The sequence below is a fragment of the Ruegeria sp. AG7 genome, assembly GCF_056541545.1.
The window spans coordinates 29631-47800 of sequence record NZ_JBQFYP010000004.1 but is presented as its reverse complement, the minus strand read 5'-3'; the positions used below and the strand labels follow the sequence as shown (position 1 = coordinate 47800).

Below are 18170 nucleotides of genomic sequence, written 5' to 3'. Positions count from 1 at the left end.
TCCGATGTTAGGCTGCCGCCAACAGAATGATTGGGAGGAAATTATTATGAACATTATCTGGTTGGGCCATGGAAGTTTCCGTATCGAATCCCAGGGACAAGTGCTGCTAATCGACCCCTGGCTGACCGGCAACCCGGTCATGCCCGAGGAACAGCATGACGCCGCCGTTGATGGCGCCACCCACATCCTTCTGACCCACACACATTTTGACCATGTCGTCGACGTTCTGCCGTTGGCCAAACACCTGAAAATTCCGGTTGTGGGACAATATGACCTGATGGGGTACTGGGCCGAAGCCGAAAGCATCGAGACCATTGGTTTCAACAAGGGCGGCACGGTCAACCTGAACGGAGTCAAGGTAACAATGGTCCCGGCCTCTCACAGCTCGACCTTTTCGACACCTGACGGCCTGCGCACGGGCGGCAGCGAGGTCGGCTTCATGATCAGTACCGAGGGCCGCATGGTCTATGTATCAGGTGACACGGATATCATGGCGGATATGGACTGGATGGGGGATTACTACAAACCCGATATCGGCATCCTGTCCGCAGGTGGGCACTTCACCATGGATATGAAAGGCGCCGCCTATGCAGCCAAACGATACTTCAACTTCAAAACTGTGATCCCCTGCCACTACAAGACCTTCCCGATTCTTGAGCAATCCGCTCAGGCGCTGGCAGGTGCTTTGCCGGGTGTAGACGTCATCGAACCGCAGGTTATGCAGGCGATAAAGCTGTAGGGATGATATGACCAGCGACATTGTCCCTTCACCTGAACTGATCGCAGTTGTACGGCGATGGAATCAAGCCGTTCATGACAAGGATCGGGCTGTGCTGGTCAATATGTTGTCATCCTCGGAACACCTGCGGTATCAGGGCTCGGCGGATGAAGAGGCATGGTCCGGGCAGGTGTTTCGCCGTGGCTTCGCGGATCACACCAAGGAAATCCCGGACTATGACTGGCAGGAACATTCGCTGGAAGCTTTTGAATGTGGGGATGTGGGCTGGGCATTTTGCGAAGCGACGCTGACCTTTCATTCGAACGGCAATTCAGCCTGGCACCGCTTTACATTTGTACTGCATCTGGAAGACGGCGTCTGGAAAATGGTGCAGCTGCATGTGTCCAACCCAACCTCGAACATGGAAAAGATCGGCATCGAACATGCGGCGTTGAATGCACTGATCGAAGCCGCAAAGCAGGAGTTCACACAGGATCAGACCGAGGGAACCGCCTCGGTCATGTTCACTGACATTGTCGGGTCGTCAGATATCACCCGGCAATTGGGCGACAAGAAATGGGCCCAGCTTATTTCCGGTCATTTTGATCTGACTGAAAACCTCATCCACGCCCATCAGGGACGGCTGGTCAAATCCCTTGGGGACGGCACGATGTCGATCTTCCCAACGGTCCAGGATGCAATCCAGGCAGCAATCGAGCTGCAAAGTAAGAACGCGTTGGCAAATGCCGAAACACCTCTGGGTCTGCGGATTGGAATTCATACCGGCGACGTCATACAGAAAGATGAGGATTTCTTCGGGTCCGTCGTCAATAAGGCCGCGCGCGTGACAGACGTAAGTGGCCCGAACGAAATTCACGTCACCGACGTAACCAGATTGCTGGTCAGCCCGGCGGGCGGTCTGAAATTCAGCACGCCAAAATCGGTCTCACTGAAAGGGTTCGGCGGGCAGCAGACAGTGTATCGCCTGGACTGGAACTGACAGTAGCCGTCCTGTCAGGCCAGCCTCATTTTTCTTTTCGTTTTTCTGCGAAAAAATCCAGCAGCAGGGTTTCACATTCTTTGGCTGCTAAGCCGTCATAGACCTCGGGCTTGTGATGCGCTTGCGGGTGGGAAAAAACCCTCGCGCCATGGGCCACGCCGCCGGATTTGGGATCGGAAGCCCCGTAATAAACGCGCCGGATACGCGCGGCCGCCAGGGCCGCTGCGCACATGGCGCAGGGTTCCAGTGTGACATAGATATCATGTCCGGGCAGTCTTTCAGATCCAGCATGGGCACAGGCCGCGCGCAAAGCCAGGATTTCTGCATGCGCCGTTGGGTCGTTCGACTCACGCGTCCGGTTTCCTGCCACCGCCACAACAGAGCTGTCCGGCCCGACAATGACCGCGCCAACGGGCACTTCGCCGCGATCCGCTGCAGCGCGCGCCTCACTCAGTGCCTGTTCCATATGCGATTTGAACATCATGCCCCTGACTGCATCAGAAACCTGCCTTTCGCAAGCGCGCGGGATAGGGTATGGCCCAGACATGAACAAGACCCCTCCTCCCGGCGACCGGATCGCCAAAGTCCTGGCCCGCGCCGGCGTCGCGTCGCGGCGCGAGGCCGAACGCATGATCGAAGCTGGCCGCGTGGCCGTAAATGGCAAGGCCATCGACAGCCCCGCCCTGAACGTAACAGAAAAAGACAAGATCGTTGTCGACGGTAAACCGGTCTCGGAACCGGAACCCTCGCGCTTGTGGCTGTATCACAAGCCTGCTGGGCTGGTCACAACAACCCGCGACGAAAAAGGGCGCGATACGATTTTCGACAAGCTGCCCGAAGACATGCCGCGGGTGATGAGCGTTGGCCGGCTTGACCTGAATTCCGAAGGTCTGCTGCTGCTGACTAATGATGGTGCTATCAAGCGCAAGCTTGAACTGCCAGCGACCGGCTGGTTGCGCAAATACCGTGTGCGGGTAAACGGCCGCCCGAAAGACGAAGATTTCGAACCGCTGCGCAAAGGGCTGGTGATTGAGGGAGAGCGGTTCCAGCCGATGACCGTCACGCTGGATCGCCAGCAAGGGGCCAATGCCTGGCTGACCATCGGTCTGCGCGAAGGAAAGAACCGTGAAATCCGCCGCGCGATGGAAGATATCGGTTTTAATGTGAACCGTTTGTTGCGGGTTTCTTACGGACCGTTCCAATTGGGCAATCTGAAGCCGGGCGAAGTCGAAGAAATCCGCCGCCGCGTTATGCGCGATCAACTTGGCCTGGATTCGGATGCCAAACCCGAAGCGGCCCCCAAACGCCCGACGCGACCACAAAGAAAACGCCCGCCCATCGGCAAGAATCCCCGCAAGTGATGCAGGTTCGGCAACCTTCCCCCTAGCGCCAAGCATGCGTATCCCCTAAATTTTCTGTGATTGCTGCTATTTGGGGAGCGTGATGTCCGGAAGCGGAGTGCAAAAATTCGCCTACGCCGTATTGCTGGTGCTTTTGTTTGGCGTGTGCACAGGCGTGCTTGGGGGCTTGTAACGCATGGCAAAGCGATTTGGCGGCAAATACAGCCCTCAGGACAATGCGTCCGGTGACACTCTTCAGCCCCGTGGACAATTCGATGGCGCGCGGGTCGAACCTGCGGGTGCACGGGCCAATGTCCTGTTCATACCGGCGATCCCATTGGTATTTCTGTCGCTGAACGACGGCGCGATTGGCATGACCATTGGTCTGATCGCAGCTGGCCTGCTGACGGCAGCTGCGTTTTTGCTGCGCGAAGGTCTGCGGGCCGAAGCCGCGTTTAACGCCCGTAAAACCGCCCGCCGACCTGCTTTTCCGCGTAAAATCTTTGCCAGCCTTCTGACAGGTCTGGGTGCCGCTTTTGCGTCGTACCGGACCGAGTTTCTGAATGCGGAAACGGCATCACAAGTCAGCCTGCTTGCCCCCGTCTTGTTCGGCGCGGCAGCAACCGTGCTGCACTCGGCCTCCTTCGGGTTTGATCCGATGAAGGACAAAGGCATGGAAGGAATTGACACCTTTCAGCAAGATCGCGTTGCCCGGGTCGTTGAGGATGCGGAAAACCGTCTTTCCGAGATGACGGACGCCATCAAACGCGCGGGTGATCGCCGGATCGAAGCCCGTTTGGAACGGTTTCAGGACACTGCACGTGACCTTTTTCGAACGGTCGAGGAAGACCCCCGCGATCTGGCGGGCGCGCGAAAATACATGACGGTTTATCTACAGGGCGCGCGTGATGCGACGGTCAAGTTCGCCGATGTCTATGCCCGGACCCGCGATGCGCAGGCGATGACGGACTACGTCGCGCTGCTGGATGACCTAGAACAGAATTTCGCCGCGCGTACGCGCAAAATGCTATTGGATGACCGCAGTGATCTGACGGTCGAAATCGACGTGCTGCGCGAAAGACTGCAGCGCGAAGGCGTCCGGTTGGACTGACCGGCCATTATTTGAGCGAGGAACATCCCCATGTCCGATGAGATCAAGAACAAGGCGGCTCAGACCGAAACACTGGTGCAGGAAGTCACCGCAGTTGCCCTGCCCGAACCAAAGGCCGAGGTTATCTCGCTTGAAGAAGCCGACGACCCAGTGAGTGCCGAGATCCGCAAGCGCATGGACGAGATCGACATGAGCAACACCAATTCGATTGTTGCTTTCGGATCTTCCGCTCAGGCCGAATTGCAGGAAATCAGTCAGGCCATGCTGGCGGATGTGCGCAACAAGGATGTAGGCCCCGCAGGCGACAGCCTGCGCAATATCGTGACCACGATCCGCGGGTTTTCGGTCAGTGAGCTGGACGTGCGCCGCGAGCGCAGCTGGTGGGAAAGGCTGCTGGGCAGGGCCGCGCCATTTGCGAAATTCACCGCTCAGTTTGAAGAAGTTCAGGGGCAAATCGACCGCATAACCGACGATCTTCTGGGGCATGAGCATACACTGCTCAAGGACATCAAATCGCTGGACCTGCTGTACGAAAAAACACTGGGCTTCTATGATGAACTGGCGCTGTACATCGCGGCGGGTGAAGAAAAGCTGACCGAATTGGACAGCCACGACATCCCCGAAAGGGAAGCTGCCGTTCAGGCCGCGCCAGAAGAAGAACAAGTGATGAAAGCGCAGGAACTGCGTGACATGCGCGCCGCGCGTGACGATCTGGAGCGCCGCGTGCACGATCTGAAACTGACCCGTCAGGTCACGATGCAGTCGCTGCCTTCGATTCGGCTGGTGCAGGAGAACGACAAGTCTCTGGTCACAAAGATCAACTCGACGCTGGTGAACACCGTGCCGCTGTGGGAAACGCAACTGGCACAGGCCGTTACCATTCAGCGCAGCGCCGAAGCTGCCGCCGCGGTGCGCGACGCCAACGATTTGACCAACGAGCTTTTGACTTCGAATGCTGCCAATCTGCGCCAGTCGAACAAGATGATCCGCGAGGAAATGGAACGCGGCGTGTTCGATATCGAAGCTGTCAAAAAGGCCAACGCAGACCTGATCGGCACTATCAACGAAAGCCTGGCCATTGCGGATGAAGGAAAAGCCAAACGTGCCGCGGCCGAGGCCGAGCTGCAGAAGATGGAGGTGGAACTGCGCGACACTTTGGCGTCTGCCAAGGCGCGGCGGGATGGAATCGGCGATAACGCCGGCACGGCAGTTCCTGGCTAAAGGCGGGAGTGGCGTGAAGGCCTACGAATATCTGAAAAAGGCGCTGGGGATGGCGGCGTTGTTGGCTTTGGCCAATTGCAATGAAACACTGACTTCCTCGATTCCACCGCAAGCGCGCCCAGCGCCTGTTTCTGTTGCGGCGAATGCCTATGTACCGCCCTCTGCCGCAAGTCAGGATTTGGCGCGGTTTTACCAGCGTGTCGAACGCGACCTTCTGGTGCGGGGGTTATTGCGGACAGACGGGGGCGGCCCTGATACACCTTATGACGCCCAGGATCTGGCGCGAAATTTCGAAACGATTGCGTTCTACAGCGAATATCCGACCCAAAACGTTTCCATCGGTTCGCGCCAGACAGACGGGCAGCTCAGCCGGTGGTCGGGGCCGGTGCGCATCCAGACCGAGTTTGGGCCTTCCGTGCTGCCCGCCGTACGGCAACAAGATGCGGAACGGGTTCAATCCTTTGCGTCGCGCCTGGCGAGGCTGACGGATCATCCGATTTCCGTGGTCTCCCGAAACGCTAACTTCCACGTCTTCTTCGCGGGCAAGGACGACAGCGCCTATGTGGTGTCCCGACTGAAACAGCTGATCCCGAATATCAGTCAGGCTTCGCTTGATCTGGTCGCAAATCCGAGATCGAATTTCGATTGTTTTGTTTTTGCCTCGGCGACAACGGCCTCTCCGTATAAATATGTGCGCGCAGTTGCGTTGATCCGGGCCGAATTGACTGATCTGGTCCGTCGCAGCTGTATCCACGAAGAAATCGCACAGGGGCTGGGATTGTCGAACGATAGCCCGGCAGCACGCCCATCGATCTTCAATGATGATGACGAGTTTGCCCTGCTGACGAGCCATGACGAAAAACTGCTGACAATGCTTTATGACAAGCGGCTTGAGCCCGGCGTGACAGTCGATCAGGCCCGCCCCATCGTGCATGTCATTGCCCGGGAATTGATGGGGCAGCCGCTCTGACCCAAGGACAGGAGAACCCAAATGGGAATATTCGATTTTCTGACCGGAGAATTCATTGACGTCATCCATTGGGTTGACGACACTCGCGACACCATGGTCTGGCGGTTCGAGCGTGAAGGCCATGAAATCAAATACGGTGCCAAGCTGACGGTGCGGGAAGGTCAGGCGGCAGTATTTGTGCACGAGGGGCAGCTGGCGGATGTGTTCACGCCAGGTCTCTATATGCTTGAGACTAACAACATGCCGATCCTGACCACGTTACAGCACTGGGATCATGGCTTTCAGTCGCCGTTCAAGTCCGAGATCTACTTTGTCAACACGACCCGGTTCAACGACCTGAAATGGGGGACCAAGAACCCGATCATGCTGCGCGACCCCGAGTTTGGGCCGACCCGCATTCGTGCCTATGGCACCTATACCGTGCGCGTAAAAGACCCGGCCAGGTTCCTTGTGGAAATCGTTGGAACCGACGGCGAGTTCACCATGAACGAGATCAGCTTTCAGGTCCGCAACATCATCGTGCAAGAATTCAGCCGCGTGATTGCGGGATCTGGCATTCCCGTATTGGACATGGCAGCAAACACGGCTGATCTGGGCAAACTGATCGCGGCCGAAGTTTCCCCGGTGCTGGAAGGCTATGGGCTGGAAATGCCAGAATTCTACATCGAGAATATTTCGCTTCCGCCAGCGGTCGAGGCCGCATTGGACAAGCGAACCTCGATGGGGTTGGCCGGAGATCTGGGTAAATTCACACAGTATTCCGCGGCGGAGGCGATGACGGCTGCGGCCAGCAACCCCAGCCAGGGCGGTGGCATGGGCGCAGGTCTTGGCATGGGAATGGGCATGGCAATGGCACAGCAGATGTCAAACATCGCAGCAGGCCAGCCAAGCGGCCCGTGGGGAGCGCCCGCCCCCTCTGCCCCGCGACCGGCAGCCCATGTGGCCCCGCCGCCGCCACCGGTCGAGCATGTTTGGCATATCGCCGTGGATGGGCAGACCAGCGGCCCGTTTTCCAAAGCTAGGATGGGCAGAATGGCCAGCGAGGGCGATCTGACGCGCGACACCTATGTCTGGACCGCGGGCCAGGACGGCTGGAAGAAGGCCGGAGACGTGCAGGAACTGGCGCAGTTGTTCACCATTCTGCCGCCACCGCCGCCGGGGGCCTGACCAAAACGCGACACTCCTCCATCTGTCCTGACACTATTGGGTAATGTATGACACACGCCCCTGACCTTGCAGAGCACCGCTTCCCCTGCCAGCAATGCGGCGCAGATTACCGGTTCAGCCCTGGCGATGGTACGCTGACATGTGATCATTGTGGTCATTCCGAACCCATCGGATCGGGTCCCTGGCAAGGTGCCAGCCTGCGCGAACTGGATTTTGACGCGGCCATTGCGGATCGTCTGCCTGACAGCGAGCTGGAACAGACCCGCGTTCTGTCCTGTCCGAACTGCGCGGCGCAGGTTGAATTCGACCCCAATACGCACGCTGCGGAATGCCCGTTCTGTGCCACGCCGGTGGTAACCGACACTGGTGTGAACCGGCATATCAAACCGAAGGGCGTTCTGCCTTTTGCTTTCGACGAGCGCGAGGCGCATAAGGCGATGAGCGATTGGCTGGGGCGGTTATGGTTCGCGCCAAACGGGTTGAAGGATTATGCCCGCAAGGGCCGCAAGATGCAGGGCATCTATGTGCCTTACTGGACCTTTGATGCCGACACCAAGTCCACCTACCGTGGTGAGCGCGGCGTGATTTATTATGAAACCCGCACCGTGATACGGGACGGTAAACGGGTTCAGCAACAGGTGCCAAAAGTGCGCTGGTCGCCCAAATCAGGTCGTGTTGCGCGGTTTTTTGATGACGTTCTGGTGCTGGCCTCGCAGTCGCTGCCCAAGGCTTACACTGACGCGTTACAGCCTTGGGATCTGCCGGCACTTGAACCTTACCAGCCAGAATACCTCGCCGGGTTTCGCGCCGAGGCGTATACGGTTGAACTCAATGAGGGCTATACCGAGGCCCGCGCGCATATGGCGCGCGTGATCGAACGGGATGTTCGCTTCGATATTGGGGGTGACAAGCAGCGTATCCACGTGGTGGACACCGAGGTGCGCGATGTCACCTTCAAACATATTCTGCTGCCGATCTGGATGGCGGCTTACAAATATCGCGGGCAGACCTATCGATTTGTGGTGAACGGTCGAACCGGGCGGGTTCAAGGGGAACGTCCCTGGTCAGCCATCAAGATCACGATTGCCGTTGTTCTGGGCCTGCTTGTTGCCGGGATTGTCGGGTATCTGGCAGCCAACGGGCAGCAATAGCAACTGCTTGTACATCTCGCGCGGCATGATCATCCTGAGGGTCGGAACATAACAACGAGGCGATAGTGTCATTTGCAGAACTGAATAACCTTCTGGAGAAACGCCATTCCTGCCGGGCCTTCCTGCCCGACCCTGTACCAAAGGAGCAGATCGAACAAATCGTGGCCAGCGCGGCCCGGGTCCCAAGCTGGTGTAACGCGCAGCCGTGGCAATTGGTGATCACAAGCGGCGCAGAGACCGACAGGTTCCGCGCGGCGATGCAAAACGAAGCTGAAACAGGCGCACCGGCCCCCGATCTTCCGTTTCCCGCGTCATATTCAGGCGTCTATCAAGACCGCCGCCGCGCGTGCGGTTGGGCGCTCTATGAAGCAGTCGGTGTGGAACGCGGGGACCGGGCAGGATCGGCCCAACAAATGATGCGCAATTTCGCTCTGTTCGATGCACCGCATTGCGCCATCGTCTCAAGCCCGGCGGAACTTGGGCCATATGGCGCAATGGATTGCGGAGGGTTTGTTACGGCTTTTTCGTTGGCAGCGCAGGCGTTGGGTGTGGCAACCATTCCTCAGGCCGCATTAGCCGCGTATGGCCCTTTCCTGCACAGATATTTTCGGATCCCGGAAGACCGCCTGATCCTGTGCGCGATTTCCTTTGGGTATTCGGACAGAAAGCACCCCGCAAATAACTTTCGCACAGATCGTGCCGCGCTGGGTGACTTTGTCGACTGGCGCGGCTAAACCATCGCTCAGGCAAGATAATCGCCAAGAGGGGGAAACCACGTGCGCGCGTTGCTGCAAAGAGTTTCGCAAGCCAAAGTATCGGTCGATGGCAACGTCATTGGCGCATCCGGTCCAGGGCTTTTGATTCTTGTCTGCGCCATGCAGGGGGACGATGAGGCTCAGACTGAAAAACTGGCCCGGAAAACCGCCAGACTCAGGATCTTCAAGGACGACGCGGGCAAGATGAACCGCTCGCTTCTGGATGTAAAAGGGTCAGCCTTGGTGATCAGCCAGTTTACATTGGCGGCAGATACAACAAGCGGTAACAGGCCGGGGTTTTCAACTGCAGCACCGCACGAACTGGGCGAGCATCTGTATAACACCTTCGCAAACTACCTTGCTGCGCAAGGTGTAGCGGTGGAAACTGGACAATTCGGGGCCGACATGGCCGTTGAACTTGTCAACGACGGACCGGTCACAATTTGGGTGGAGACTTGATGGATACTGAAAAGCAAGCCGTTCAACTTTGGCGCGCCGGAGTTGAGGCCGTTGACGGATACATCGCTACCGAGGCCGCCCTGCACGACATCCCGAAACCGGATCGTATTCTGGCCGTTGGCAAGCCTGCCGCCGCTATGGCACGGGCGGCGTTGGAGCAGTTTGGCACGGTGCCCACGCTTGTCGTGACCAAGGACGATCACGGTCGGGACTTGCCTGACGCTGTCGAGGTGATCGAAGCCTCGCACCCGGTTCCGGACAACCGCAGCCTTGCAGGCGGGCGCGCTCTGCGTGCTGCGCTGGAGCAGATGGAACCCGGATCACATGTGCTGCTTCTGGTGTCGGGTGGCGCGTCTTCGTTGGCCGAGGACCTTTTGCCCGGAAAATCGCTGAGCGATCTTGAAGCGTTGAACCGCAAGTTACTGTCAGAGGGAATGGACATCGGCGCTATGAACGCTGAGCGGCGCAAACTGTCCCGCATCAAAGGCGGGGGGTTGCTGTCGCACTTTGCGGGCGCGCGCGCGACCGTTCTGGCCATCTCGGACGTACCGGGCGACGACCTCAATGTCATTGGATCGGGTATCGGCGCTTTGCCTTCCAGTTACACATTTGAGGCCGTCACGCGGATCGTGGCCTCGAACGCCCATGCCCGCAGTGCGGTTGTACAAGCCGCCGAAGCGGCAGGGCTAAAGGTTTGGGCCGATGAAGAGGCGTTGCATGACGACTATCTGAAGGTTGCCGCACATCTCGGCCAACTGCTGCGCGGCATGGAAAAGGGCGTGATGGTCTTCGGCGGAGAGCCGACAGTGGTCTTGCCCGATCACCCTGGGCGCGGTGGGCGAAACCAGGCGCTGGCACTTGCACTGGCGCAGGAGATTGCCGGGCAGCCAAACCTTACAGTTGTTGTCGGCGGCACGGATGGCACAGACGGGCCGACTAATGCGGCAGGAGGAATCATTACCGGCGCAACATGGAGCGAAAGCGGGATAACCGCCCTTCGAAATGCTGACAGCGGATCGTTTCTGGAAAAAGCCCAAGCCTTGCTGACAACCGGGCCAACCGGCACCAATGTCATGGACCTGGTTGTCGCAATACGTGGATGAATTGACGCATATCGCACCGCGCCGTACCGCAAAGGCTCGGAAACTGGCCTGAAACAGAATTGTATCATAGTATTCTTGTGGAAAGGGCATCGCGCCAAACAAGGTTACTTGCGCTTCGGCCTTCGGCATCTAGGAGAAATACCCTTGCCCGGTCCGCGGAAATAAGCCAACGTTGACTCATGCGTCAACAAAAGCCCGAAAAGGGCTGGAACCACTCGATAGGGAGATCACTAAATGAACGAACAAATCACGCATATGGCCGGTCAGGTCACAGCCGGAAAAATGACCCGCCGCGAATTCATGGGGAAAGCCGCGGCCCTGGGCGTTTCGGCTGCCGTGGCCAGCACGATGTTCGCCGACGCAGCACGCGCAGCTGGCCCGAAAAAGGGCGGCGACCTGAAGTTTGGCCTTCAGGGTGGCGAGTCCACAAACTCGCTGGATCCCGCAACCTATGCCAGCTCGGTTCCGTTCCAGAACGGCAAGCAATTCGGCGACCAGCTTGTAGAAGTTGCACCTGATGGGTCCATCGAGCCGCGCCTGGCTGAAAGCGTCGAAGGCAGCGCGGACGCCAAGGTTTGGACCTTCAAACTGCGTCAGGGTGTCGAGTTCCACAATGGCAAGACCATGACCAGCGAGGATGTGCTGAAGACCATGCAGCGCCACTCGAACGAAGACTCCAAATCTGGCGCCCTCGGCATCATGAAGGGCATCGAGTCAATGAAGGCCGACGGCGACAACTTCCAGGTCACTCTGACCGAAGCGAACGCCGACCTGCCTTATCTGATGGCGGACTACCACCTGATCATTCAGCCGGATGGCGGCATGGATAACCCGGCGGCTGGGATCGGTACTGGTCCGTACAAACTGGAAGTTGACGAGCCCGGTGTCCGTCACCTGTTCACCAAGAACGAAAACCACTGGAACAGCGATTTTGGCAACTTTGACAGCGTCGAAGTGGTTGTCATCAACGATGCGACCGCACGTACTGCAGCGCTGCAGTCCGGTCAGGTGCACGCCGTTAACCGCGTAGAACCCAAAGTAGCCGACTTACTGGGGCGCGCGCCAAACCTGACGGTGCATTCAACAGCGGGTCGCGGACATTATGTCTTCATCATGCATTGCGACACGGCTCCGTTCGACAACAACGAACTGCGCACGGCACTGAAATACGCAATCAACCGTGCGGATCTGGTGGACAAGGTACTGCGCGGCTATGGCTCGATCGGGAATGATATGCCGATCAACGCCGCCTACCCACTGTTTGATGAGACCATCGAACAGCGCGAGTTCAGCGTGGAAAAAGCCGCCGAGCACTACAAGAAGTCCGGTCATGACGGCTCGCCGATTATCCTTCGTGTTGCTGACGGTGCCTTCCCGGGTGCTGTGGATGCCGCAGCCCTGTTCCAACAGACGGCGGCGCAGGCCGGAATTCCGCTTGAGATCAAGCGTGAACCCAATGACGGATACTGGTCCGAAGTTTGGAACGTGCAGCCTTTCTGTGCCTCCTACTGGGGCGGCCGTCCGGTTCAGGACCAGATGTACTCGACCGCGTATCTATCAACCGCAGACTGGAACGACACTCGGTTCAAGGTTCAGGCGTTTGATGACATGCTGTTCGCGGCAAAGGCGGAGCTGGACGTTGAAAAACGCAAGGGCATCTATAGCCAGATGGGCAGAATGGTTCGCGACGAAGGCGGCCTGATCTGCCCGATGTTCAACGACTTTGTCGAAGGTGTCAGCAACCAACTGGACGGCTGGGAAAGCGACCCGACGCAAGAGATGATGAACGGCAACATGTCCCGCAAAATGTGGTTCGTCTAAGACGGGCCACGGATAATGCATCCCATCATCAAATTGGTTTCCCAGCGCCTCGCGCTGGGAATCCTATTGCTGTTCGGCGCTTCGGCCTTGATTTTTGGCCTGACCGAAGCTCTTCCCGGAGACGCCGCGCAAGCCGTCCTGGGGCAGTCCGCAACTCCAGAGGCCCTTGCAAACCTGCGCGAAGAAATGGGCCTGAACCGGCCTGCCCTGACCCGCTATTTCGAGTGGCTGGGCGGTATCGTTCAGGGTGATCTGGGTCAGTCCCTGACCAACAAGCTCGACATTGCGGAAAGCATTGGCAAACGGTTGGGCAACACATTGTTTCTGGCATGCGCCGCGGCCGTGGTTTCGGTTCCGCTTGCCATCTTCCTTGGCTTGCTGGCAGTCCGCTACCGCAACCGCTGGCCGGACAAGCTGATCTCAGCTGTCACGCTTACGACAGTGTCAATACCAGAGTTTCTGATCGGCTACGTGGTGATCTACTATGTTTCGGTAAAGCTGGGCTGGTTTTCCTCGCTTGCGATGATCAATGACTCGATGTCATTCGGGCAAAAACTCAATGCGATCGCATTGCCCGCTTTCGTGCTGACGCTGGTGGTTTTGGCGCAGATGATGCGCATGACCCGCGCGGCGATCCTCAACCTGATGCAGTCGGCCTATATCGAAACGGCGGAACTGAAGGGGTTGTCAAACTTTCAGGTCATTGCGCGACACGCCTTTCCGAACGCGATCTCACCCATTGTAAACGTGGTGATGCTGAACCTGGCCTATCTGGTCGTGGGCGTTGTCGTGGTCGAAGTGGTGTTCGTTTATCCCGGCATGGGACAATACCTGGTAGACTCGGTAACCAAGCGTGACGTGCCGGTCGTGCTGGCGTGTGGTGTGGTCTTTGCCGCCGTCTATATCGGGCTGAACATGGTGGCCGATATCGTGTCGATCCTGGCCAACCCAAGACTGAGGCATCCGAAATGATGAAGAATATTCCAATTTCGGCGATGATCGGTCTGTTTTTCACAGGTCTCTATTTCTTTGTCGCCTTAGCCGCGCCTTTGATTGCGCCCTACGGCATGGCCGAAGTGGTTGGCGATGTGTGGGAGCCATCAAGCGCCGAACACCTGTTGGGCACCGACAATATAGGTCGGGATCTGCTGACACGCATGATCTACGGCGGGCGTACGACGATCTTCATTGCGGCTGCGGCTACGATCCTCAGCTTTGTAACCGGCACGTCGCTGGGTTTGCTGGCTGCGGTTCTGGGCGGTTGGGCTGATCAGGTTCTCAGCCGGGCAGTTGATCTGGTCATGTCGATCCCGACCCTGATCCTGGCACTGGTCATTCTGGCCATTGTCCCGGTGACAGTCCCGATCCTGATCCTGGTGATGGGTCTTCTGGACGCGACACGCCCGTATCGCCTGTCGCGGTCGGTTGCCGTCGACATCAACGTGATGGATTATGTCGAGGCCGCCAAGTTGCGCGGCGAAGGCCGTGCCTGGATCATCTTCCGTGAAATCCTGCCAAACGCCCTGTCACCGCTGGTGGCCGAGTTTGGGCTGCGGTTTATCTTTATGGTCCTCTTCATCTCGACCCTTTCGTTTCTGGGGCTGGGCGTTCAGCCACCGCTGGCCGACTGGGGCGGCATCGTGAAGGAAAACAAGGACGGCATCGTTTATGGCATCGGCGCAGCTTTGTACCCAGCTGTGGCCATCGCGACGCTGGCGATCTCGGTCAACCTTGTCGCTGACTGGGTCCTGAACAGAACCACATCGCTGAAAGGAGGCCGGGGATGAGTGATACCCTTCTCAAGGTCCGTGACCTCAAGATCGGTGCAACGGTCTATCCACCGGGTGAAAAACCCCATGACATCGAAATCGTGCACGGGGTCAGTTTTGACCTCGAACGCGGCAAGGTGCTGGGCCTGATCGGAGAATCCGGTGCCGGTAAGTCCACCATCGGCCTCGCTTCTATGGCCTATGGCCGGGGCGGTGTTGAAATTACCGGCGGCGAGGTTTGGGTAAACGGGCGCGATATCCTGAAATCGTCGCATGGCGATATCCGCAATCTGCGCGGGGGTGAGGTTGCGTATGTGTCGCAATCCGCAGCCGCGTCGTTCAACCCGGCAAAGAAGATCATGGATCAGGTTGTCGAAGCTGCGGTCGAGCACAAGAAATTTTCGCGAAAAGAGGCCGAAGGCCGCGCGCGGGAACTGTTCGCCAAACTAGGCCTACCCGACCCGGATAATATCGGCGAACGCTACCCACACCAGGTTTCAGGCGGACAGTTGCAGCGATGCATGACGGCGCTGGCGCTGTGCCCTGAACCCGATCTGGTGGTGTTCGATGAACCCACCACGGCACTGGATGTGACCACGCAAATCGACGTGCTGATGGCGATCAAAGAAGCCATTCGCGATACCGGTGTTGCTGCTCTCTACATCACGCACGACCTTGCGGTCGTGGCGCAAGTCAGCGACGAAATCATGGTTTTGCGGATGGGGAATACGGTTGAATACGGGTCAACCGATCAGATCATCAACAACCCGCAGGAAGAGTACACGCAGGCTCTGGTCTCGGTCCGTTCGATCGAGCACGAGGAAAAACAGCCCACAGCGGAACCGCTGCTGAGCGTTGACGGTATCACCGCGCGCTACAAGGGGTTGAATTTCGACGTGCTGCACAACGTCAATGTCGAGCTTCATCCGGGTCAGACGCTGGCGGTTGTGGGTGAATCCGGGTCGGGTAAATCGACACTTGCCCGAGTGATCACCGGCCTGCTGCCGCCGCGCGACGGCGAGATTACGTTTGCCGGACGCAAGCTTTCGCCTGACCTTGCCGGACGATCCCGCGAGGACCTGCGCGAGTTGCAGATGATCTATCAGATGGCTGACGTGGCAATGAACCCGCGCCAGACAGTGGGTACGATCATCGGACGCCCGCTGGAGTTCTACTTCAACATGCGCGGTGCCGAAAAGCGCAAACGGGTCGTCGAACTGCTGGACGAGATCGAGTTGGGCGAGAAGTTCATCGACCGTTATCCGGCCGAGTTGTCCGGTGGCCAAAAGCAACGCGTCTGCATCGCGCGGTCACTGGCAGCCAAGCCCAAGATGATCATCTGTGACGAAGTGACATCGGCGCTCGACCCGCTTGTAGCGGACGGTATCCTCAAACTGCTGCTGGATTTGCAGAAGATCGAGGATGTGGCCTATCTGTTCATCACCCACGATCTGGCGACGGTTCGGGCGATCAGCGACAGCATCGCGGTGATGTATCAGGGACGCGTGGCCCGTTACGGTCCAAAGAGTCAGGTGCTCAGCCCGCCATTCGACGACTATACAGACCTTCTGCTGAGCTCGGTGCCCGAGATGCATCTGGGCTGGCTGGAAGAGGTCGTTGCCCATCGCAAAATGGAAAGTGCGGGGAACTGATCTCTGCGCCTGTAACATCACTTTGAAGAAATGGATTCCCGGCGTTTTGCACCTTGGCTGACGTCGGGAATTTATTATTTGGGACGCGATTTGGCAGGCGCGTGGTTTCAACTCGCGTATCGTCCGCATGAAATACTCAGATCAAAGGGCCAAGCCATGGACCGTAAACTACTATTGATCATTCTGGACGGAGTACCATACCGGAATTTCCGCCGCCTGTTCGGCAACCTCGAAGGCTGGGTCGACAGCGGCGAAGCTCGGGTGTGGAAGCACCGCGCAGTGCTGCCTTCAACTTCGGCCAGTTGCTATGCATCGATCCATACGGGCGTAACGCCGCAAGAACACGGCTGCACCGGAAACGGCAACGTCTTTCGCCTGAGCCATAAGGATGTCTTTAGCCAGGTACGTGAGGCCGGCGGCGTGACTGGGGCTGTCACACACAGTTTTTGGTCGCAGTTCTTCAACCGTCACCCGTTCGACTATGTCCGCGACGTCGAATATGACGAGCCAGAGAGCCAGACCATCAATCACGGTCGCTTTCACAGCATGACCGGCTACGGCAAAGACAACCAGATGACCCCGTCCGACGTCGATCTATTTGCCACCTTGACCAATCTGTGTCTGCGCTTTGGGCTGGACTATGGCATCCTGCACACCTGTACACTGGACAGCATGGGGCACCGTTTCTATCACGACTGCGAAGAAATGGATCATGCCTGCTTTGTTGCAGACGAGATGCTGGCCCCGTTCATCCCTCGCTGGCGCCAATTGGGGTATGAGGTGATCGTCACCGCCGATCATGGCCAAGACGAGCGCGGACACCACGGAGGGCGCAGCCCCCTGCAACAGGAAACCGCGCTGTATTACTTCGGCGATGCCGACGGGCCTGACGTAGAAACCGTAATCGACCAGATCCAATTGGCCCCGACCATTCTGAGCCGATTGGGTGCGCCCCTCGCAGACACGATGAGGGCTAAGCCGTTCCTGATGTAACTGACTGACTTCAGTCGTAGGGCCAGATCTCTTGCCCCAGTGCTTCGATAGCGACCGAGATCCGTTCGAAGCTGTCTGCTGCGCGCTTTACCGAGGTTCGCGCACGTAGGTACCCATGAACAAGGCCAGGTTCGTTGATCCAATGGGCCTGACCACCAGCCGCGCTTATCCGCTCGCAATAGACCTTCCCGTCATCGCGGAGCGGGTCACAGTCAGCGGTAATCACAACAGTTGGCGGCAGTTTCGAAAAATCATTGTCCTGTAGCGGCGCATAAGTCGGATCGCCTTGCGGCTGGGCGCCTGTGTATCGGACGGTTTCATAGAATTTGATGTCGTCCAGTGTCAGTAAAGGAGCATGGGCGTGCTCAAGATATGAGCCGCGCGATTGATCTCCGCCAAGGCCGGGGTAGATCAGGACTTGCCCCAGAATTTTGTCCAGCCGCCCGCGCGCATGGTGGGCAATAGCTGCTGACAAATTTCCTCCCGCGCTGTCCCCGGCCAGAACCAGCGGGTCGCCATACTCGACCGCCGCCCATTTCACAGCTGTCCAGCAATCCTGGAACTGCGCTGGATGCACATGTTCAGGACACAGCCTGTAGTCGACTGAAACGACGCGGTATCCCGTCTGCGCACAAAACTCGGCACAGACATCATCGTGGCTGTCCAACCCGCCAACGACAAAGCCACCACCATGAAAATACACAACAGTTCGGGTCGGATGCCCGGCGGTATAATGGCGGACCGGCACGCCATCGGCGTACAGGTCCTGGGTTTCGACACCGGCAGGGCGCGGTTGGCGAAACTGCTTGCACATCGTGTCATAGACCCGACGCTGGTCCTCGATGGACAAATCGACCGCATCATCCGGATAGCTTTCGGCCGTGCGGCGTATGAACGCCCAGGTTTCTTCGTCGATCAGGCGTTCATAGTCCATTGTTCC

The 18170-nt window shown here is 58.0% G+C and carries 18 protein-coding genes; 16 read left to right on the top strand and 2 right to left on the bottom strand.

What is annotated here, in order from left to right:
* Positions 1–46: 46 nt before the first annotated feature.
* Both ACR0BF_RS06840 and ACR0BF_RS06835 read left to right on the top strand, forming a co-directional pair.
* Positions 47–739 carry a metal-dependent hydrolase gene (locus ACR0BF_RS06840; protein WP_480604553.1) on the top strand — a complete coding sequence of 231 codons (693 nt, stop codon included), beginning with the start codon at positions 47–49 and terminating at the stop codon, positions 737–739.
* A 7-nt stretch (positions 740–746) separates the two neighbouring features.
* Positions 747–1718 (top strand): adenylate/guanylate cyclase domain-containing protein, encoded by a 972-nt coding sequence (locus ACR0BF_RS06835; protein ID WP_480516158.1) that lies wholly within the window; start codon positions 747–749, stop codon positions 1716–1718.
* A 25-nt stretch (positions 1719–1743) separates the two neighbouring features.
* Here ACR0BF_RS06835 and ACR0BF_RS06830 read toward each other — a convergent pair whose 3' ends face one another.
* Positions 1744–2202, bottom strand: coding sequence for a nucleoside deaminase (locus ACR0BF_RS06830; protein ID WP_480624553.1), 459 nt, complete (start codon positions 2200–2202; stop codon positions 1744–1746).
* A 61-nt stretch (positions 2203–2263) separates the two neighbouring features.
* On the opposite strand from ACR0BF_RS06830, the gene ACR0BF_RS06825 reads away from it, so the two are divergent.
* From ACR0BF_RS06825 to ACR0BF_RS06760, 14 genes are all read left to right on the top strand, one after another.
* On the top strand, positions 2264–3079 hold the full coding sequence (locus ACR0BF_RS06825) for a pseudouridine synthase (protein WP_480475739.1): 816 nt from the start codon (positions 2264–2266) through the stop codon (positions 3077–3079).
* Between the two features lie 175 nt (positions 3080–3254).
* Positions 3255–4169, top strand: coding sequence for a 5-bromo-4-chloroindolyl phosphate hydrolysis family protein (locus ACR0BF_RS06820; protein ID WP_480604559.1), 915 nt, complete (start codon positions 3255–3257; stop codon positions 4167–4169).
* Between the two features lie 30 nt (positions 4170–4199).
* The gene (locus ACR0BF_RS06815; protein ID WP_480624552.1) at positions 4200–5390 is read left to right on the top strand and encodes a toxic anion resistance protein; all 1191 of its coding nucleotides are present in this window, start codon (positions 4200–4202) and stop codon (positions 5388–5390) included.
* Positions 5391–5439: 49 nt separating this feature from the next.
* Positions 5440–6360 (top strand): DUF2927 domain-containing protein, encoded by a 921-nt coding sequence (locus ACR0BF_RS06810; RefSeq protein ID WP_480624640.1) that lies wholly within the window; start codon positions 5440–5442, stop codon positions 6358–6360.
* A 21-nt stretch (positions 6361–6381) separates the two neighbouring features.
* Positions 6382–7527 carry an SPFH domain-containing protein gene (locus ACR0BF_RS06805; RefSeq protein WP_480516152.1) on the top strand — a complete coding sequence of 382 codons (1146 nt, stop codon included), beginning with the start codon at positions 6382–6384 and terminating at the stop codon, positions 7525–7527.
* A gap of 47 nt (positions 7528–7574) precedes the next feature.
* Positions 7575–8678, top strand: a complete 1104-nt coding sequence (locus ACR0BF_RS06800) for a TFIIB-type zinc finger domain-containing protein (protein ID WP_480624551.1) — start codon at positions 7575–7577, stop codon at positions 8676–8678.
* A gap of 65 nt (positions 8679–8743) precedes the next feature.
* A complete protein-coding gene (locus ACR0BF_RS06795; RefSeq protein WP_480604564.1) occupies positions 8744–9412 on the top strand; it encodes a nitroreductase in 669 nt (222 codons plus the stop codon).
* Between the two features lie 42 nt (positions 9413–9454).
* Complete coding sequence (dtd, locus tag ACR0BF_RS06790) at positions 9455–9892, top strand: D-aminoacyl-tRNA deacylase (protein WP_480624550.1); 438 nt, start codon at positions 9455–9457, stop codon at positions 9890–9892.
* Positions 9892–10995, top strand: a complete 1104-nt coding sequence (locus ACR0BF_RS06785; RefSeq protein WP_480624549.1) for a glycerate kinase type-2 family protein — start codon at positions 9892–9894, stop codon at positions 10993–10995. Before dtd ends, ACR0BF_RS06785 begins: the two co-directional genes overlap by 1 nt.
* A gap of 234 nt (positions 10996–11229) precedes the next feature.
* Positions 11230–12816 carry an ABC transporter substrate-binding protein gene (locus ACR0BF_RS06780; RefSeq protein ID WP_480604570.1) on the top strand — a complete coding sequence of 529 codons (1587 nt, stop codon included), beginning with the start codon at positions 11230–11232 and terminating at the stop codon, positions 12814–12816.
* 15 nt (positions 12817–12831) lie between these two features.
* Entirely contained in the window at positions 12832–13788 is a 957-nt protein-coding gene (locus tag ACR0BF_RS06775) for an ABC transporter permease (protein WP_480604571.1), read from the top strand.
* Positions 13788–14603 (top strand): ABC transporter permease, encoded by an 816-nt coding sequence (locus ACR0BF_RS06770; RefSeq protein WP_480475720.1) that lies wholly within the window; start codon positions 13788–13790, stop codon positions 14601–14603. Before ACR0BF_RS06775 ends, ACR0BF_RS06770 begins: the two co-directional genes overlap by 1 nt.
* On the top strand, positions 14600–16237 hold the full coding sequence (locus ACR0BF_RS06765) for an ABC transporter ATP-binding protein (RefSeq protein WP_480475718.1): 1638 nt from the start codon (positions 14600–14602) through the stop codon (positions 16235–16237). The genes ACR0BF_RS06770 and ACR0BF_RS06765 overlap by 4 nt, the downstream gene beginning before the upstream one ends.
* A gap of 156 nt (positions 16238–16393) precedes the next feature.
* Positions 16394–17230 carry an alkaline phosphatase family protein gene (locus tag ACR0BF_RS06760; RefSeq protein ID WP_480475716.1) on the top strand — a complete coding sequence of 279 codons (837 nt, stop codon included), beginning with the start codon at positions 16394–16396 and terminating at the stop codon, positions 17228–17230.
* A 10-nt stretch (positions 17231–17240) separates the two neighbouring features.
* On the opposite strand, the gene ACR0BF_RS06755 is transcribed toward ACR0BF_RS06760, so the two are convergent.
* A complete protein-coding gene (locus ACR0BF_RS06755) occupies positions 17241–18164 on the bottom strand; it encodes an alpha/beta hydrolase (RefSeq protein WP_480516138.1) in 924 nt (307 codons plus the stop codon).
* Positions 18165–18170 lie beyond the last annotated feature (6 nt).

Coding starts and splice junctions, on each gene's coding strand:
- ACR0BF_RS06840 (WP_480604553.1), top strand. CDS start 47: ATGAACATTATCTGGTTGGGCCATGGAAGTTTCCGTATCGAATCCCAG.
- ACR0BF_RS06835 (WP_480516158.1), top strand. CDS start 747: ATGACCAGCGACATTGTCCCTTCACCTGAACTGATCGCAGTTGTACGG.
- ACR0BF_RS06830 (WP_480624553.1), bottom strand. CDS start 2,202: ATGATGTTCAAATCGCATATGGAACAGGCACTGAGTGAGGCGCGCGCT.
- ACR0BF_RS06825 (WP_480475739.1), top strand. CDS start 2,264: ATGAACAAGACCCCTCCTCCCGGCGACCGGATCGCCAAAGTCCTGGCC.
- ACR0BF_RS06820 (WP_480604559.1), top strand. CDS start 3,255: ATGGCAAAGCGATTTGGCGGCAAATACAGCCCTCAGGACAATGCGTCC.
- ACR0BF_RS06815 (WP_480624552.1), top strand. CDS start 4,200: ATGTCCGATGAGATCAAGAACAAGGCGGCTCAGACCGAAACACTGGTG.
- ACR0BF_RS06810 (WP_480624640.1), top strand. CDS start 5,440: ATGGCGGCGTTGTTGGCTTTGGCCAATTGCAATGAAACACTGACTTCC.
- ACR0BF_RS06805 (WP_480516152.1), top strand. CDS start 6,382: ATGGGAATATTCGATTTTCTGACCGGAGAATTCATTGACGTCATCCAT.
- ACR0BF_RS06800 (WP_480624551.1), top strand. CDS start 7,575: ATGACACACGCCCCTGACCTTGCAGAGCACCGCTTCCCCTGCCAGCAA.
- ACR0BF_RS06785 (WP_480624549.1), top strand. CDS start 9,892: ATGGATACTGAAAAGCAAGCCGTTCAACTTTGGCGCGCCGGAGTTGAG.
- ACR0BF_RS06780 (WP_480604570.1), top strand. CDS start 11,230: ATGAACGAACAAATCACGCATATGGCCGGTCAGGTCACAGCCGGAAAA.
- ACR0BF_RS06775 (WP_480604571.1), top strand. CDS start 12,832: ATGCATCCCATCATCAAATTGGTTTCCCAGCGCCTCGCGCTGGGAATC.
- ACR0BF_RS06770 (WP_480475720.1), top strand. CDS start 13,788: ATGAAGAATATTCCAATTTCGGCGATGATCGGTCTGTTTTTCACAGGT.
- ACR0BF_RS06765 (WP_480475718.1), top strand. CDS start 14,600: ATGAGTGATACCCTTCTCAAGGTCCGTGACCTCAAGATCGGTGCAACG.
- ACR0BF_RS06760 (WP_480475716.1), top strand. CDS start 16,394: ATGGACCGTAAACTACTATTGATCATTCTGGACGGAGTACCATACCGG.
- ACR0BF_RS06755 (WP_480516138.1), bottom strand. CDS start 18,164: ATGGACTATGAACGCCTGATCGACGAAGAAACCTGGGCGTTCATACGC.